This is a genomic window from Lysinibacillus sp. UGB7, assembly GCF_049058285.1.
Classification (GTDB): Bacteria; Bacillota; Bacilli; order Bacillales_A; family Planococcaceae; genus Lysinibacillus; species Lysinibacillus sphaericus_B.
Genome location: NZ_JBMGUV010000020.1, coordinates 1 through 16,911, shown reverse-complemented (window position 1 = coordinate 16,911; position 16,911 = coordinate 1). Strand labels below are relative to the sequence as shown.

Genomic DNA, 16,911 nt, shown 5'->3' with positions numbered 1-16,911 from the left:
TTTCACTTAAATTTTTATCCATTGATGTATTCGTTGGATGTTTAAGATTTATTCATGAATAAATCTTTTAACATAAATATATGAATCTCCTTAAACCTATATTTGGTGAAATACTTACATATTTCTCGATGATTTTCTTTATCCAATCGACGAGAAATTAATACTTTTCTATTTCACCAAAAACAGATTAAAGTGTTGATTCCAAAAATTCTAGGAGGTAATAAGTATGGGTTTTGTATTAAAAGTAGAAGGATCAGAAGCAATTGAACTAGGGTTAGAAAGTATTATGACGGTTGAGTATGAAACAGATACGCCGGATGACTCAAACGCTCGTTCTACAGATGTAGGAGCAACTTTAAAAATTAAAGGGAAAATCCTTACTGCAACAGATGGCGATAATTCTGATGACACAATGAAATTAGGATTATGGTCATTAGTACCTGCTGAAAAAGCTGACTGTTACCGTAAAGTAACATTAGAAGTTATCTCGGCTGATCAAGTAGTAAGAAAAATTAATTTCCCAAATGCGTTTGTTGTTGACTACACAGAAAGATACGGCGATACAGAAGGTATTGGCGAATTCTTCTTATTCATCAAACAAAAGAAAGACAAAACAGATTTAGCAAAAATCGAAGGCGGCTACGCTGTCTAAATCGTAGTTTGATAGAACACACCAAATTATCTAAGGGACTATATAGTTCCTTAGATAATTTTGAATAATCCTAATACTGGGGATGAAATTTAATGAAAAATCATTACGAAATTTTAGGCGTTAGCAGGCAAGCAACACAAGATCAAATAAAACTTGCATACAGAAAACTATCAAAAAAACATCATCCAGATGTAAGCGGTGGTAACAAGGAATCGGAAAAGATTTTTTTAGAAGTGCAAGAGGCATACAAAGTACTAAAAGACACGGCTTCTAGAGAGGCTTATGACGCTCGGCTTGATGAAGCAGGACAAGGTGCTAGTTATACAAATGAACATACAAATAAATCGCGTCAACAGTCCACTGTAAATAAACAAGATTTTAATATGAATGATCTTGAAAAGAACTTCGAGCATTTTTTTGGCTTTAATCCGAAAACGAAAGAAATGTCAGCACAAAATAAATCGAAAAAGAAAAATCCAATAGATACAACTGATTTATTTGAGCGCTTTTTTAATAAATAACAACAAATGAACAATCAGTGTGGGGGAGAGTGATAACGTGTATGACATGAAAAATTCAGCCTATGCGCAGAGTGAAAAGAAACAAATGATGTTAAGAATCATAGATATTTTAATTGTTATCATCGCTTTCTTTTTCATTTTATATGTATTCGTAATGAATCAAGATTTTCTGTTGAAAACGATTATTGGATCAATACTAGCGATAATCATCATTGTTTATGGATCCATTATGTATGAAACGAAGAAAGTTTTAAATGACATAACGGATACGGACATTCAGAAAATCGTCCTTCTCAGTGAACAAGGGAAAGAAATGAAAGAATGGTCGGTAAAAGGAAAAACCTCACTACTTATAGGAAAAAGCACAACCGAACTAGAAGCGGACATCGATTTAAGTGGTACAGAATATGAATCGCTCATCAACTACGAGCATGCTGTTTTAAATTGTGTTTCTGGCATGTGGTACATAGAGGATATTGATTCTGTTAATGGAGTAGGCATTAAAAAATCCAATAAACGAGTTAAAAATAGATTAAAATATGACAATCCTTCTCGCATAAATCATGGAGATATTATATACATAGCAAATACACGTATTTTAGTGAAATAAAGAAAATCTAGATTCGTAACAAAGACGGGGGAAAATGAAAATGAGTTTGATTAGATGTACAAATGGTCACATGTTTAGTTCAAGAAGACATAGAAATATTTGTCCGTATTGCAATGTGATGGTGGAGCAGGAACCAAAGGGTACTAGCCAACCCATCGCTGTTATGGAAGCGGATGATAAAACAATGCCCTATCTTGGAGAAATGGATGGTATTGACCCTGTTACAGGTTGGTTAGTTTGTATTGAAGGTCCTCAAATGGGAAGAGACTACCGAATTTTATCTGAAAAGAACTTTATCGGCAGAGCTGAAGATATGCACATTCGGATTATTGGAGATAATTCCATTTCCAAACGTAATCATGCTGTTATTGTCTATGATCCTAAAAAAAGAAATTTCTATCTCCTTCCCGGCGACGCATCAGGATTAGCTTATCTCAATAATGAAGCTGTCTATACGCCCACAGAGCTAGCGGCATACGATGTTATCCAGTTAGGGAGAAGTATGTTTCTGTTTATTCCTTTATGTGGTGTTCACTTTGAATGGGAAAACAACCAGAGTGAGGGATGATGACTAATGGAACAGAAGTTACTGCCATACATAGTTGTACTTGGATTTATCATTGTACTCATAGGTTTGCTAATCATTAGAAGTATTATTGTGCAAAAAGTTGAAACGAGAAAGATTGAAATCGGCAATGGTCAGACAGTTGGCAGACGTGACGAGCAGGATGATTATTTTTCTACAGCTGAAACGAATAACGGAACAATGGCTGTACTTGCAGATGGGATAAGTGGCTTGGCTAACGGTCGAATGGCAAGTACGATTGCTGTCACGACATTTATTCAAGAGTTTATGAAGCTTAATAGTCTAGCAAATATACAGTCCTTTTTTAAGGATACGGCTTTGGCCAGTAATCAGATGATTGTGCAAAATTTAAATGGTTCTAATGGGGGCACTACACTCGTGGCTGCAGTGATTGATGAACATGGATTTCTACATTGGGGAGCCGTCGGGGATAGCGTGATTTCAATCTTTCGAAACGGAGAATTTATAGCGATCAATCAAAAGCATATTTTTGAGTCGGTATTAAAGGATCGTTATATATCAGGGGAAATCTCGCAGCTAGAGGTGCAAGAGAATCCATTAAAAAAAAGGCTTATTAATTATTTAGGGTATGAAGGATTTAAAAATATAGATACTGGAAAAAGTCCAATAAAGCTGAATAGAGGAGATAAGGTATGTCTATTTAGTGATGGCATCTATGATACCTTAACAGAGGTTGAAATGGAAAAAATTCTTTCCCAACAAGCTCCGCCCTATGATTTAGCTCAAAATATGATAAAAGCTGTTGAACAAAAGCGCTTAAAAAATCAAGACAATGCTACCATCGTCATTCTAGAAACAACATGGACATAATGCTGATTTATGCGTGATTATTATTGGCTCAGTAAATAAGGAGGATAATCATGAGAAAGGAAAATAGCGATTTCAAAACAAGCTTTCTATCAGAAGCTGGCTCGTTTATGCAGAATAAGGACTATTTTGCCTATGCAGAGCTAGACGATGTTGCCTGCTGGGTGGCTGTAAAAGGACTAGATGCTGATCAGGAAATCAATAGTGCAGAGCTAGCGGCAAAGGGTATTCTTGAGAAATTTATGGAAAAACCATCAATGTCTAAAAGGAGCATTAAAAAATATATAAAAAATGCGCAAAACTTACTACAAGCGCAAAGCTTAAGAGTAAGACTGAAAGCAAGCATAGTCATTGTTGTATCAGATTACTCCAAAATGATTTGTGCAGTGGCAGGGAACACAAGACTCTATCATTTTCGAAATGGCCTATTGACCTATAAAAGCAGTGATCAAAGTCTAGCACAAGAGCTAGTGAATGACAGGAACAGTTCATTCGATATTAGCCAACATGATGAACGAACGAATCTGTTAAATTATCTTGGAAAACCGAATAGTTTTCAACCTTTCGTTTCCAATAAGATCAAGCTAATGGATGGCGACGTATTGCTACTTTGTACATCGGGATTATGGGAAGAAGTTAGTGAAATTGAGATGGCAGACGCATTAGAGGGCGCCAAGGAACCCGAACAATATACAGATCTATTGGAGGAAGTACTTTTAAGTAGGCAAAAAAAAGTCGTCAATAACTACACAATAGCATCTATTTTCGCTAATAAGATTTATCAGGAAACAAACAAGAAAAAAATGAAATACATTAAGATGATTGTAGCTGCCCTCATCGTAGCATTAATTGTTGGAGGAAGTACGATCTTTTATCAAGCAAAACAAGCAAAAAAATTAGCAGAATTGACAGTAGAGATGAAGGAGCATGAAAAGACCGGTAACGTTAATTTTCAGGATGGAAATTATGCGGATGCTTTACTGGAATATAGCGAAGGCCGAAATGCCGCCAAGAAATTGAAAGATCCTATACATAGAAATTTACTAGCTAGAAAGTTAAGAGTGACGCAGCTGATTATTAATGGCGATAAGGCAGCTGAGGCAGGAGAATTTACTGACGCAATGGAGCATTATGAGAAGGCCAAAAAGGAAGGCAAGCTTATTAAAAGCTTCGGCAAAGAGGTTATTGAACAAAGAATTACCAATATGGATTCCATTGTTCAAATTGTTGAGGGCATAAAGGATGGCGATTTTAGATTTGAGGCAGAGGACTATAATGGCGCACTAGAAACCTATCAAAAAGCACGAAAGAAGGCACTTGCTATATCCTTTACTGGTGAACCTCAAATAAAGGTAAAGATTGAAGAAACAGAAGAAAAAATAGCGGAATTGAAGAAGGCACAGAAGGAATTGAAAGCGGAAGGATTAGAAAAAAACGGCGATCAAAGCTATGCACGACAAGAATACTTGCAGGCAATCGAATCCTATACACTTGCGCAAGAAATCTATCAGGAGACAGATTTACTCGCGAAGGTTTTAGGTCTCGAACGTAAAATCATGAATGCCAATGACAAGTTAAATCCGGTTCCTCAAGCACAACCAGCTGATACAGCAGCGAGTGGAGCGGAACCGCCAATGGATGAAGCGACAGCGGCCGATCAGAATTCAAATACTGAGAAAGAAGGAAAGTAAAGTGATAAAAGAGCTCATGTTTGAACGGTTACGTAAAATAGAAAATCTAGAGCAACGTCAACTGCTAAAGGATATTGTCAGTGGCGTCTTTGTCAATTTAGTCGATTATCAGGATGAAATGAACAAAAAGCTTGAGGAGCGCATATTCAACGAAATGGAAGATTTGGAGAATAAGCACGATATTTTTGTAACACTCAGTACAAAGGAAGATGTCGATCCCATTCATGATTGCTTATTCCCTATGCTTCCATCTGATCTTGAACAGAAACAAATCCATATCGGAAAAATGCTTGAAGCGCTTAGGAAAAATGAAACATTTGTCCTGCTCACGTTATTTTTACAGTGTGATTCTAGACAAATCCAGCAGTTACTTACGCAGCAGCGCTACTTTGCTGGCAAACTTTTAACGACGCAAGGACAAGTCGACATAAAGGTAAGTCTTCAAAAGAATACAACTTATTTGGAAGAGATAGACAAGCTATATCCTATTTTTCAAATAAATGGCCTACCGTGGAAAACCATCAATCACCCCTATGCCCATAAATTTTTTGATGTTGTTCTCGTCGATAGCCCTCCTTTAAACGAGGATGCCGAAATTATTGAATTCACCATGGATTTACAAGAATTTGAGCATAAAAAGCGTCTGGATATGGTGCCGCTATGGAATATTGAAAGACATGCGGTGAAGAATGTAGGATTCCCCACCCCAGCCGTCGATAAAGTGAATTATGAGCATGTTCTTTCCCTTCGCAAGACCGGAAGTCACCATGGCTATCTCGTAGATACACAAGAGGAAAATGTACGTTATGTGAAACGTTTAGAAAATGAAATAACCATTGTTTCACCACAGGACAAATCCGGTATTTGGAAATTATTAAAAATAGCGCAAATAGAAGAAGAGAAAATTGGAAAACTGAATTATCCACTTGTGTCTAATCGCAGAACGGATCGTTTTATGCACAAGTATGCAAGTAAATATTCAGCCAATGTGAAAACAAAAGGTGAAATCATAAGACTTGTCAATTCCTTTGAAATTGCTGAAAAGATAGAGCTGGCAAATGTAGAAATAATGGAATCATTCCAAGGAACAAGCTTCAGTCATTCTACAGATCCGTCCTTATTAGATGTAATAGGAGAGAAAAGTAACAAGAAAGTCATGTTGTTGCAATTTACAGCAAAAGAGGAAAAAAGTTTTATTTCAAATGATATTTTAAGCTTCCTTGTTTCGGAAGTGCAAAGACATTTCTTTGAATATAGATGCGAAGGTATATGGCTATGAATTATATTTGGGACTTGCTTATTAGAGCCGAGGATGAGGGCTTTGCGAAAAAGGATATCCAGTTTCTTCTTGCCAAAGACTTTTCACCCTATATGGAACTTAGCCCACAATTATTGAATGCACAACATCTAGAACAACAGGTCGAAGTAAATCCCTATTATCGTTATTATGAAATCTTTAAAAACCTATTTCATCCAGATAACATGAATGACTTAGAGCTAAGGGAGTATTTCTTGGATTTTGTCCTGCATTTTCTGGCAGAAATCGATCGAATGCAAGGCATGAATAAACGAGAGTTCTCTATACAATTCATCCTCAGAGAAATCGACGCAAATGTATTTGGCGATACGGTGAGGGACAACATGCATGCATTTACAAAAAAGGAAAAAGAGATGGTCGTGCTAAATATTTTAAGGTTATATCAAACAGGTGATGAAATTTACCTGTTAAAGGATACGATGAAAAGGCTTTTTAAACATTGCATGATTTATGTTAAGTCAGAGGAACAAGATGAGCTACTTCTATATATTGGCCAAAAGAAGTCAGAGCTTAACGAGATGAAAGTACGACTTGTTCAAGAAATCTTCCTGCCAGTGAACTTTCAAACGGAGGTTTATTGGCAAAATCACTTTGGCATAATTGGTGCAGAGGAGACAATGAAGCTGGATCGAATAGCCCTTTACTGAATAGAGCGGAGGAGGATTCAGGATGAATAAATATTCGTATAAACTGTATGCAAATAAGCGCTATACAGAAAAGAAATACATGACATTTACACGTGTGGAATTAATGGAAATGACAACCTTTCAGCTTAGAAATATTTGCTATAAGGAAAAGCTTGTCACAGGGCTCATTAATACATTGACAAGAGATCAGCTAATTCAGACCATATTAAGATACCGAGGTGCTGAAGAAAATCTTCTTATTAAAGAGAACAAGGATGGGGGCTTTGAACGAGTTGAAGCTGCGATGCAAACTTATTTAAAAACGCCCCTTTCTGATAATGGCGAGATAAAAATTCCCGCGAAAATGAGCCTTTATCAAGGAATGAAAATCGATAAGCCAGACCAGTATCTTGTAGAAACAGGCGGTTTTCTTGTGGAGTCCAATGTACTGTTAGTGAATGAACAGTTTGCGCTTTGCGGAATTCTTAACCTAATAAAAGATGACCAATATCCGAATCGTTACTATCTTGCAGCTGAGCAAGCAATCGGCATACGGGAGACAAAAAATAAAAACTACAGCTGTATTTTCTTAAGAAAGCAAGATTCAGAGTATATTTACAAGTCTTACTATCAAGAGAATCCACTTCCACCGACAAATCTTCATTATTATAAAGTGCCATTACCAGATTTGGAAATCAAACAGCTGGAAACGACCAATGCTATTCTTGCAATCGATTTTGGAACGACGAATACAACGGCAGGTGTTTATTTAGATAGTGATTATGTTACCTCGCCATGTAGTCATGATTTATTAAACCAAAGAATTCAGTTAAATAGCATCAACTTTGTAGCGTTCCCAGACCCACTTCATCAAAATGAATGGATTGAAGTAGTGCCGACCGTTATGACCGTAGCAGATTGCTCGAATCCAGATCAAGTAAACTATCATTTTGGCTACGAAGCGTTAAAGGTCATGAAAAAAAATAGCTATACAACGCTTGCAACAAAATTTCAGGGCATTAAACGCTGGGTCAGTAACTATGCAAAGCTGGAAGAAGTGATGGATGCAAACGGCAACACGGCACTTGTTCCACGAAGTCAAATTTTAAGAGAGTTTGTGCTGTACATTGTCCGCATGGCGGAGCATCAATTTAAATGTCGATTCAAGCATTTGCACATTTCAAGTCCCGTAAAGCTGAAAACACAATTTCTTGATATGTTTCATGCTATTTTGCCTGAATATCAAATTGAATCACAACATGCACTCGATGAAGGGATGGCTGTGCTCTATAATACCATCGCGAATCAAATAGAGAATAATAGCTTTACGGATGGCAAGGAATACAAAGCACTGGTCATCGATTGTGGAGGCGGTACAACCGACCTTTCTTCCTGTAAGTTCCAAATCGAGGATGGACATATCTCTTATAAAATTGATATTCATACAACTTACGAAAATGGAGATACAAATTTCGGCGGCAATAATATTACATACCGTATTTTTCAGTTTATGAAAATTGTTTTTGCGAATTATTATAGTCGAGGGAAAAGTGCCTATGATATCGATGCATTAATCGATATTCCGGGCAAGGATATTTATAGACATGTTGATGATTTTGGTGTGGAAGCAGTCTATGAACAATTCGAAATGGCCTTTCGTGAAGCAGAATACATTATCCCTACTCGTTTTAAAGAATATGAAAATCGAACGCGCGATGAATACTTGCGTGTACGTAATAATTATTATTTCTTATGGGAAATGGCAGATGAGATGAAGAAAGAGTTCTTCCGAAAGACAGGGATTTTAAGAAGTCGTTTTTATTCAGAAAATGATCTGCATCAGGATAGTGATATAAACGTAACAGCAGTGGATCGTTGGTGTCTGTCACTACTCGAAAACAATCAATTCAAAGATGTCTACGACTATCCTAATGTCTATTTCAATATTAAGGAAATTAATCACCTTATAAAGGCTGATATTTATGATATCGTCAGAGAGTTTTTAGAAGATTTTTATGAAAACGGCCTGCTTGGCGAATATTCGATTATTAAACTGACGGGTCAATCCTGTAGAATTGATGCCTTTCGAGAGGCATTAAAGGAATTTGTACCAGGACGAAGCATTGAATTTAGACAAAAGGCTGAAAATGTTGGAAAAGTACCTGAATTAAAGCTTGCTTGTTTACGAGGCGCACTTCGCTATTTAAATGCTAAGAAGATAGGCATGATCGAAACCAATGTAACCAACCATGCACCAGTAGTGCCTTACGCTGTCAGTGCCTTTACGCATAATCGTCAGGAAAAACTGCTCATCAGCAGTCTGGAACGACTGAACCAAATTCACGGTACGATATCACGTCCATGGGGTGTCACGGAAGTTGAATTTTACCTCAGCGGCAGTGACAATCATACGACACATAAATACATTTACTTTAATCGACAAGAAGATTTTGTTTCAGTTCTTTATGAGAACATAGCTGCGTACTATCAAGATAAAATTCCACAAGATGAGACGGATTCCATCGTTAATGGAGAAGTAAAATTCTTTGTATTTGCAGGAGAAGATCATTGGGGCTTCCATGTAGTACCTGTAGCGAGAAGAGAAGAGCAACTATTTATAGGTAAGAAAGATTTCTTTGCCTTTGAAACAGATTTGTCTGAACTGGATTTCTTTGATGGATTAAAGTAAGTCACATCAATATTGAAATAGAGGAGAGGGGTGAACGACAGAGTGTTTGCCAATCAATATCCGCATTTCCAAAAAGGAAGGATTTTAAAACGAGAAATGCTTGAAAATCTTCGTGATTATCCAAGAGACTTTCTCGATTTGTATTTTAAGGATTATTCAAATGGCATAATCACTGGGGTTAATGTCCTTGTAGCTGAAACATCGCTCATTATTACCCAGGGAATTGTCAAGTATAACGATCATCTCTATATACTCCATTCAGATTACGAGCTGCCCTACTATGCAACAGGGCATGAAACGATGGTGAAAATAAAATTTGCTGAAGAAGTAAATGAATTAGACTTTACATCTTTCACAACGCAAATTGTTCTCGATGATTCGGTGAAAATGGCTAAAAATGAGCTGGAATTAGGTCGCTTTAAATTAAAACCAGGGGCTCGACTCCGTTCACAACATGTCGATTTTCACGATTTAGCTACTGAATATAATACGGTCAATTTTATTCACTGTCAGTATGCAGGTGTACAAAAAAGTACATCTCATCCAATCATTTTACAATTTTTTGCGCGCGAGCTTTTGAAAAATAGACCCTCTAATGCCTATGATATAGCATTTGCGCTGGAATGTTTAAATCATGACCGTGTGCAACGGGATGTCATCGACTTTTACGTAAGCAATCGACTAGAGTTGGAAGACCAAGCGTATACAAATGTACAAATTCATAAATATTTAAGTCGTATTTTAGTGGAAGCAAAGGGCGGCAGTCGTCAGGCAGGACAGACTCTAGGACGCCCAAAGCGCATGATTGTGGACTAATAATGAAAGTCTGTTAGTGATAATACGTTCAAGAAAGGGAAGGTGAAACAGGTTGAAATTTTTAGATGAAAAGATACTTGCACTTAGAAATGAAATGCGGGTACAAGAAAAGCATGAATTAGCCCAAAAGGAAGCGGCTTTACAAGAAAATGAGCCGGAACCTCAACAGGAGGAACAGCATGAGCTACAAGCAATTGATCTTTACCAGGACTTTGTAGATATTGATGGTGAAGATGTTCCAGTTATCGACCAACGTATATTGAATGGGAAAATTACGTTACGAATGCCCAAGCTATTTTCCATCATGTTACCTGAATTGGCATCTCTCAAATACCCTTCGGAACGTAGGCCGAATATTATTTATACAGATGAATCGACAACGATCAATCTAGCCTTCAACATGACACCACATGTTTTAACAGAAGCAGGGGTTGCTGAGTTTCAAGAAAACATGATTGACGTTCTCGAACAAGCCCAGCCATCAGCGGAATGGTTAGACACAGATGTGATAGAAATTAATGACAAAACAATTGGCTTTATCGAAGTGATTACACCTGCTATAGATGGGGATATTTTTAATTTAATGTTCTTTGCTTCTATAGATGGACAAGCGCTCATTGGTACTTTCAATTGTATGGAGGAGGATCTTGAGGATTGGCGACCTATTGCAAGGGCGATGATGGAAACCTTGCAATTTACTCCTAATGGAATGAATGGAGGGGCACAGTAATGAGCGTATCCGTCACAGCGTATCACAATTTACAGGTCTTACCTTTTGAGCTAGTCAGTCTCCAAGAGCTTACACTGACAAAGAAAATGAATGAGCATGCCACATTACGCTTTACTGGTATTGTGCCTGAAGAGATAAGAGATAAATACGTCGAAATGACTGAAGCCAACGCAGCCATTGCAGTCAATCAATTGGATCATCAAGGAAATCCCATTCCTTTATTTAAAGGTGTGATTTTAAGCATAAAAGTGAGAGCGGTTCGAGATATTTATTATCTAGAAGTAGAGGCTGCCTCAAACAGCTATCAACTTGATATTAAAACGAAAAGTCGCTCCTATCAGCACAAAGATATGACCTACTCATCCTTGTTCCAACTAATGAGTCCCGCTTACCCTGGCCTCGATATTATTGATGAAGCAACAAAAGGCGGTAAATTAGACAAATTTACCATGCAGTATCGAGAAACAGATTGGCAATTTTTAAAAAGACTTGCCTCTCGTTTTAACACGGGGTTAGTACCTGCGGCGACCTTCGATAAACCGAAGTTTCATTTCGGTGTTCCTGCTGGTAGTGCGAAAGGTAAGCTTGCAGACTATCACTATACAACAAGAAAAAAACTAGCAGACTATCTCCTCTATACAGAGAACGGTAATGAAGGTATGGAAGAAAATGATTTTCTTTACTATGAGGTGGAGACGGACAAAGTTTTCAATATTGGGGATCATGTATCGTTTAATGAACAAACCCTCTATGTAGCTGAAGCATCCACGTCCATGAAGGATGGGCTGCTAAAACATATTTATAGCCTTTCATCAAAAAAGGGCATGAACAAAAGCGAAGTCTTTAATCAAGCTATTTCTGGTCTGTCCATTGAAGGTAAAGTACTTGAGGTGGCCAAGGATCATATCAAGGTCCATTTAACTATCGATGAAAAACAAGATAAGGAAAAAGCACATTGGTTCTTGTACTCGACTGGCTATACAGCTGAGGGGCATAGCGGCTGGTATTGTATGCCCGAAATCAATGATTATGTCCATGTATATTTCCCGAGCCATAAAGAAGAAGAGGGGCTTGCAAGTAGCTCGATTCGCAAAAATTTAGATAGTAGTGCGACGAATAAGCTCGATGATCCTTCTATTAAATACTATCGAACGGCCTTTGGTAAAGAAATTAAGATGAGCCCAAGCGAAATTGTCATTACGGCGCAGGATGGCGATATTTTTATCCGCTTAAATGAAGAAAGCGGCATCGAGATTTTTAGCAAGAAGGACATTAAACTCATTTCGGCGGCAGACATTTCTGTCAATGCCAGTAAGAAAATTCTTTTGTCTGCGGAGGAAGAAATTTTATTAAAATGCAAAGAAAGTAAAATAACAATGGACGGCAATGTCCAGATTTTCGGCAAAGAAGTCAAGGCCAATTAACAGCCGTATGGGAGACGTTCTGACCAAAAAGAAAGAAGGAGACGCATATGCAAGCGCAGGAAATTTTACAGCATTTTTATGAAACCGAAGTAGAAAAAAGAAGATTGAAGTATTTATTGGCATTAGAAGATTTTTTTCAAGCTTCTAAAGATGAGCTTGCGGAAGACTTTCAAAAATCTTTTCAAAATATTTGTCTACAGTTGCAACAACAACAATCCCAGCAACAAAAGGGGCCAATCGGACATATCACTTTTTCCATGCTACGAACAGAGCTTCTAGAGGGGCAGCATCGTTACCTAGTGGAGGGCACAGATGAAGAATGGTTTTTTGACCTACACCCTATTTTAGCGAGCTATGATGCAAACTGGGCATTTCGTTTTTTAGAGCAATTCATAGAAGAGCTAACTATGTACAGCAAAACATTCATGGGCGCGATTACACTGGCAGAGATAGAGCGCATCAAGTTACAGGAAGCCACTCTTTTTCATCAGTATGTCATTAGCCTTGCAAGATATGCACTGCCTGACATCATCAGATGCCCACAATACTTAGCACTTGAAAGAGCTGAAACTGTAGAAATTCGTATCGGCGAGTATATGGATATAAATGAAGTTGTTTATAGTGATGATTTCTCCAAGAAAGATACGGAAGAAATTAAGGCTTGGCTTGACCAAAAACTAGAGGACGAATATCCGTATGAGGTCTTTAACAATTTAGATTTATCCGCAGGCAACTATGAAAGCCTCGATGTACGCTATGCGTTTTTCAAAAAAACCAATTTATCGCATAGCCACATGCGAGGTAGTCTGCTGATTGGCGCTAACTTACATGCTAGTCAGCTGATGGCAGCAGATTTGAGCTTTAGCGCCATCCATGAAGCGGATTTCAGCAATAGCCAGCTACAGGGGGCTAATTTCCAACAGGTGCAAGGGGCAAGCGGTCTTGCTAATCGAGAGAAGTGGGAAATGCCAGGTTATCTTCCAGTACGCTTTACGGAAGCCAATCTAGAAGGGGCGAACTTCGAGTTGGCTAATTTACGAGGGGCTTGTTTTATCGGGGCGAAGCTAAAAAATACTGATTTTGCAGGTGCGAATTTAGAGCGGGCTATATTCTCGCAGGAAGCACGGGAGCATCTGAAGCTTGATCCGTTTCAAGCCGCAAATGTCATTTGGAAGTAGATGTTGTAAAAAGGAGCCTATAGAAGATGAACTATTTTATTCTATCCCAGGATGATCGTATCTCGAATGCTGTAGAACCAATTGGTCTATCCCAAGTCATCAAAAAAGAATTATTAACAGTGGAAAGAATGGAGGAATTGGAGGACATTGATCGTCAATTCCCAATTTTAAATAAGCATGACAATGACTATATCGATTTTATCGCAAAGCCTATTGCTCTATTAGCAGACCCTGTTAAACAATTAGTCGAAAAATACGAACCTCGACTACCATTCAAACCGGTAATTTTAATGGAACAGGCCAAGTTAAAACAGGTGTTATATTGGCTCATCATTCCACCACAAGTGGCTTGTCTTTCAGCTCAAACAGAGTTCCATCTAGATGGAACTTTGAAAAAATTGGTTATCGATGAGGCGTTAGCTGCCCCGTATACCATCTTTAAAATTGAGGGTATTAAAGAGGATTATCTCATCGTTAATATCGAGCTCGCAGAAAGCATACTGCGCCGAGCTTTTCGAGGCATTCGCTTGCTAAAGGTGCAAACTGAGGGAACATGGAGCGCGACGTTTAGTGGAACAGATTGCAGTATTTCATATAACTAGATTTGGAGAGAAGTAATTATGAAAAGCAAATGGATTTCAGTTATGTTCGCGGCATTAGTACTAGCAGGCTGTGGCTCAGATGAAGCTGAAAAAGGTGAGAAAAAAGAACAAGTAGCTGGACAGGAAAGCGCAGCTAAAGAAAAAGTAGATAATAGCAAAGCGAATCTCGCTAAAATTTTTGCAGAAGGGTCATACAAAGCGGATGTTATGGCAATCGGTCTACCTGCAGATTTAAATGAAAAGATGGAAAAAATCACAGAAACTATGCAGGCGTCTCTTGCAAAAAATGAAGCATGGTATTTAGAGACAGTAGGTGGCTTAGCTGAAGGCGAGATTCTGCCCTACGATGAAAAACTAGGCATTACAGAAAATGAGTACAAGTTTTTACTAGAGGCAAATGAACACTTCCAGCTTGGAAAAGTTGGTGAAAGCGACATCACCATTACAACAGTTGATGAACAGACAACAGTACAAAATCCTACAGCTTCCATTGTTAAAGAGCTGACAATTAGTGCGGATGGCAACACGCTAACAAGCGATTTAGGTGACTTAACATATGTAGAGGAAATCGTAGCTTCTGATGCACAAAAAATTACAGGCAGATGGAACGGTCATTTCTATCGTATGGGTGGAGAAAATACAAAACAGGTGTTACAAATTTCAATTGGTCAGCTAGAGGATAGCAAGAAAAAAGTTATTTATACAGAGTTGTTTGAGGAAGGACAAGAGAAAAAAGAAGAAATTCTAATGTTCTGATACAAGGTACTATAAATTTTCTAATCAAAGTCTAGGCATTCACTCCACACGTTTGAGTTCTGTTTGTTAAGCAAATAAAGAAACACTTCAAACGGACGCGAATGCACTATTCATATAGAAAGGAAGGTTCTCGATGGCAGACGAAATGCAAACAAAGGGCGACGAGCAGCGCAGCTATGTAGTAGCAGGCGCCAAATTATCATGCTCTCAGGGAGATCAAACAAGTAGTTTACAGATGCCCGTAAGCCACGGCGTTTACGTGAAGAACAAGGCACAGATGAATACGATGGATTTTAAACCGGGTGTCAATATTCAACCCTTTGGCTTATGCCAAACATTATCCAATCCAACGGTCGCAGCAGCTACAGCAGCGAATAACGGTGTCCTGACACCAATGCCCTGCACACCTGTTATCACGATGCCATGGATTAATGGCAAAGCAGATCAGTTGATTGAGAAATCCCCCGCACTCATCAATCAATCTATCAATATGTGCCTCTATTGCGGGACCATTAAAGTAGAAGATGACGGTCAGGAATAAGCCGCCATCCCCTGAGGAAAGAAGGGAATTCATGTGAAGACGTATGAGGAAGTGATTGGGTACGGAGAACTCGATCTCGTATCCCCCTATGAAGTTCAGACGTTGCATGATATCAGCCTGATACAAACCGTTAATGACCATGCAAGGTTATCCATTACGGGAATAATCCCCGAGGAAAAGAAAGATAGTTGTCTGCAGCTTGCTAGTAGTGCAGATCGTATAGAGCTCTACCAAAAGAACAATGGCCAGCGCGTGCGCCCACTTTTTAAGGGACAAGTAACCGAAGTGGCGGTTCGTATGGTAAGAGGCGTCTATCAAATTGAACTTGAAGCTGTGTCGTCAACATTCACGTTAGATTGTAAACGAAATGCGCGTTCCTTCCAGCACGAGAAGCTGACGTATAGTAAAATGCTTGAGCAAGTGCTCGCTGCTCATCCCGGAGCGGACGTCATAGATACGGCGTCAAAGGCTACTCCTATCAAGCAGTTTATATTACAATATAAGGAGACAGACTGGCAGTTCTTACAGCGTATGGCCTCTCATTTTCGCACGGTACTGGTACCCGCAGTAGATGCCGATACGCCCAAGCTCTGGTTTGGTCTGCCGGAAGGACAAGTAGAAAAGCTGTCCGCTACTAGCTATACCATCGCTAAGGATCGCTCCATCTATTTACATACGCTACACAATGACATCGAACGACCGATGGAGGAGCGGGATACGGTATCGTATATAATTGAATCGAAAAAAACATTAGCACTCGGTGACCGTGTCCTTATCCAAAACAAGGAGCTAGTTGTGGCAAAGTCCATGGCCCGCATGCAAAGAGGTGTGCTTAGCTATGAATACCATTTAATGTCGGAGACAGGCATTCGCAATGGGAGACTAAGCATTCCCTCCCTTCCAGGCACAGCGATTGAAGGGACCGTATTAGAGGTAAAGAAGGATCAAGTGCGACTGCACCTAGCGATTGATGAGGCGCAAAAGAAGGAAGAAGCCACGTGGTTTTCACTGGCTACGCCGTATACAGCCGAGGGTCATAGCGGTTTTTACAGTCCACCGGAAATCGGCGATAGCGTCCACCTTGCCTTCCCGAATCACCGAGAGGAAACAGCAGTCGTTCGTCACAGTGTTCGCAAAGGCGGCGATGCCAACCCTAAAATAGCTGATCCAAAAACAGCTTATTGGGGCACACCAAAAGGCAAAGACATGAAACTCGACCCACAATCTGTGACCTTTACCGCCAAGGAAGGCGCCGTTTTCCTGCAGTTAAACCAGGACAGCGGAATTGAGGTGCATAGTAACCATCCGCTTACACTCAAGGCCAATGACAATATCACCTTTGT

17 protein-coding genes are annotated in these 16,911 nt (G+C 39.0%); all 17 read left to right on the top strand.

What is annotated here, in order from left to right; translation table 11 throughout:
* The first annotated feature begins 226 nt into the window (after positions 1–226).
* On the top strand, positions 227–652 hold the full coding sequence (locus ACOMCU_RS17440; protein ID WP_010859805.1) for a hypothetical protein: 426 nt from the start codon (positions 227–229) through the stop codon (positions 650–652).
* Positions 653–744: 92 nt separating this feature from the next.
* On the top strand, positions 745–1,173 hold the full coding sequence (locus tag ACOMCU_RS17435) for a J domain-containing protein (protein ID WP_010859804.1): 429 nt from the start codon (positions 745–747) through the stop codon (positions 1,171–1,173).
* A 46-nt stretch (positions 1,174–1,219) separates the two neighbouring features.
* Complete coding sequence (locus ACOMCU_RS17430; protein WP_036131520.1) at positions 1,220–1,783, top strand: FHA domain-containing protein; 564 nt, start codon at positions 1,220–1,222, stop codon at positions 1,781–1,783.
* A gap of 40 nt (positions 1,784–1,823) precedes the next feature.
* On the top strand, positions 1,824–2,351 hold the full coding sequence (locus ACOMCU_RS17425) for an FHA domain-containing protein (RefSeq protein WP_010859802.1): 528 nt from the start codon (positions 1,824–1,826) through the stop codon (positions 2,349–2,351).
* A gap of 6 nt (positions 2,352–2,357) precedes the next feature.
* On the top strand, positions 2,358–3,200 hold the full coding sequence (locus ACOMCU_RS17420) for a PP2C family protein-serine/threonine phosphatase (protein ID WP_421050868.1): 843 nt from the start codon (positions 2,358–2,360) through the stop codon (positions 3,198–3,200).
* Between the two features lie 50 nt (positions 3,201–3,250).
* Complete coding sequence (locus tag ACOMCU_RS17415) at positions 3,251–4,888, top strand: PP2C family protein-serine/threonine phosphatase (protein WP_421050867.1); 1,638 nt, start codon at positions 3,251–3,253, stop codon at positions 4,886–4,888.
* Position 4,889: 1 nt separating this feature from the next.
* A complete protein-coding gene (locus tag ACOMCU_RS17410) occupies positions 4,890–6,167 on the top strand; it encodes a normocyte-binding protein (RefSeq protein WP_421050866.1) in 1,278 nt (425 codons plus the stop codon).
* Positions 6,158–6,853: an iron-dependent peroxidase gene (locus tag ACOMCU_RS17405; RefSeq protein ID WP_421050865.1), complete on the top strand. Its 696-nt coding sequence runs from the start codon at positions 6,158–6,160 to the stop codon at positions 6,851–6,853. The genes ACOMCU_RS17410 and ACOMCU_RS17405 overlap by 10 nt, the downstream gene beginning before the upstream one ends.
* A gap of 22 nt (positions 6,854–6,875) precedes the next feature.
* On the top strand, positions 6,876–9,521 hold the full coding sequence (locus ACOMCU_RS17400; RefSeq protein WP_421050864.1) for a molecular chaperone: 2,646 nt from the start codon (positions 6,876–6,878) through the stop codon (positions 9,519–9,521).
* Between the two features lie 30 nt (positions 9,522–9,551).
* Positions 9,552–10,337: a DNA and RNA helicase gene (locus ACOMCU_RS17395; protein WP_421050863.1), complete on the top strand. Its 786-nt coding sequence runs from the start codon at positions 9,552–9,554 to the stop codon at positions 10,335–10,337.
* 52 nt (positions 10,338–10,389) lie between these two features.
* Complete coding sequence (locus tag ACOMCU_RS17390; RefSeq protein ID WP_421050862.1) at positions 10,390–11,067, top strand: hypothetical protein; 678 nt, start codon at positions 10,390–10,392, stop codon at positions 11,065–11,067.
* Positions 11,067–12,491, top strand: a complete 1,425-nt coding sequence (locus ACOMCU_RS17385) for a hypothetical protein (RefSeq protein ID WP_421050861.1) — start codon at positions 11,067–11,069, stop codon at positions 12,489–12,491. Before ACOMCU_RS17390 ends, ACOMCU_RS17385 begins: the two co-directional genes overlap by 1 nt.
* Before the next feature lie 47 nt (positions 12,492–12,538).
* Positions 12,539–13,669 (top strand): pentapeptide repeat-containing protein, encoded by a 1,131-nt coding sequence (locus ACOMCU_RS17380; protein ID WP_010859793.1) that lies wholly within the window; start codon positions 12,539–12,541, stop codon positions 13,667–13,669.
* A 26-nt stretch (positions 13,670–13,695) separates the two neighbouring features.
* Complete coding sequence (locus ACOMCU_RS17375; RefSeq protein ID WP_421050860.1) at positions 13,696–14,271, top strand: serine protease; 576 nt, start codon at positions 13,696–13,698, stop codon at positions 14,269–14,271.
* 18 nt (positions 14,272–14,289) lie between these two features.
* Positions 14,290–15,027 (top strand): hypothetical protein, encoded by a 738-nt coding sequence (locus ACOMCU_RS17370; protein WP_421050859.1) that lies wholly within the window; start codon positions 14,290–14,292, stop codon positions 15,025–15,027.
* Between the two features lie 133 nt (positions 15,028–15,160).
* Positions 15,161–15,568 (top strand): DUF4280 domain-containing protein, encoded by a 408-nt coding sequence (locus ACOMCU_RS17365; protein WP_010859790.1) that lies wholly within the window; start codon positions 15,161–15,163, stop codon positions 15,566–15,568.
* Between the two features lie 33 nt (positions 15,569–15,601).
* A partial coding sequence (locus tag ACOMCU_RS17360; protein WP_421050857.1) for a contractile injection system protein, VgrG/Pvc8 family occupies positions 15,602–16,911 on the top strand: 1,310 nt, incomplete at its 3' end.

Bases quoted from the DNA above. Each gene is read 5' to 3' on its own strand.
- ACOMCU_RS17380 (WP_010859793.1), top strand. From the start codon at position 12,539: ATGCAAGCGCAGGAAATTTTACAGCATTTTTATGAAACCGAAGTAGAA.
- ACOMCU_RS17405 (WP_421050865.1), top strand. From the start codon at position 6,158: ATGGCTATGAATTATATTTGGGACTTGCTTATTAGAGCCGAGGATGAG.
- ACOMCU_RS17385 (WP_421050861.1), top strand. From the start codon at position 11,067: ATGAGCGTATCCGTCACAGCGTATCACAATTTACAGGTCTTACCTTTT.
- ACOMCU_RS17400 (WP_421050864.1), top strand. From the start codon at position 6,876: ATGAATAAATATTCGTATAAACTGTATGCAAATAAGCGCTATACAGAA.
- ACOMCU_RS17425 (WP_010859802.1), top strand. From the start codon at position 1,824: ATGAGTTTGATTAGATGTACAAATGGTCACATGTTTAGTTCAAGAAGA.
- ACOMCU_RS17370 (WP_421050859.1), top strand. From the start codon at position 14,290: ATGAAAAGCAAATGGATTTCAGTTATGTTCGCGGCATTAGTACTAGCA.
- ACOMCU_RS17365 (WP_010859790.1), top strand. From the start codon at position 15,161: ATGGCAGACGAAATGCAAACAAAGGGCGACGAGCAGCGCAGCTATGTA.
- ACOMCU_RS17435 (WP_010859804.1), top strand. From the start codon at position 745: ATGAAAAATCATTACGAAATTTTAGGCGTTAGCAGGCAAGCAACACAA.
- ACOMCU_RS17430 (WP_036131520.1), top strand. From the start codon at position 1,220: ATGAAAAATTCAGCCTATGCGCAGAGTGAAAAGAAACAAATGATGTTA.
- ACOMCU_RS17420 (WP_421050868.1), top strand. From the start codon at position 2,358: ATGGAACAGAAGTTACTGCCATACATAGTTGTACTTGGATTTATCATT.
- ACOMCU_RS17415 (WP_421050867.1), top strand. From the start codon at position 3,251: ATGAGAAAGGAAAATAGCGATTTCAAAACAAGCTTTCTATCAGAAGCT.
- ACOMCU_RS17375 (WP_421050860.1), top strand. From the start codon at position 13,696: ATGAACTATTTTATTCTATCCCAGGATGATCGTATCTCGAATGCTGTA.
- ACOMCU_RS17440 (WP_010859805.1), top strand. From the start codon at position 227: ATGGGTTTTGTATTAAAAGTAGAAGGATCAGAAGCAATTGAACTAGGG.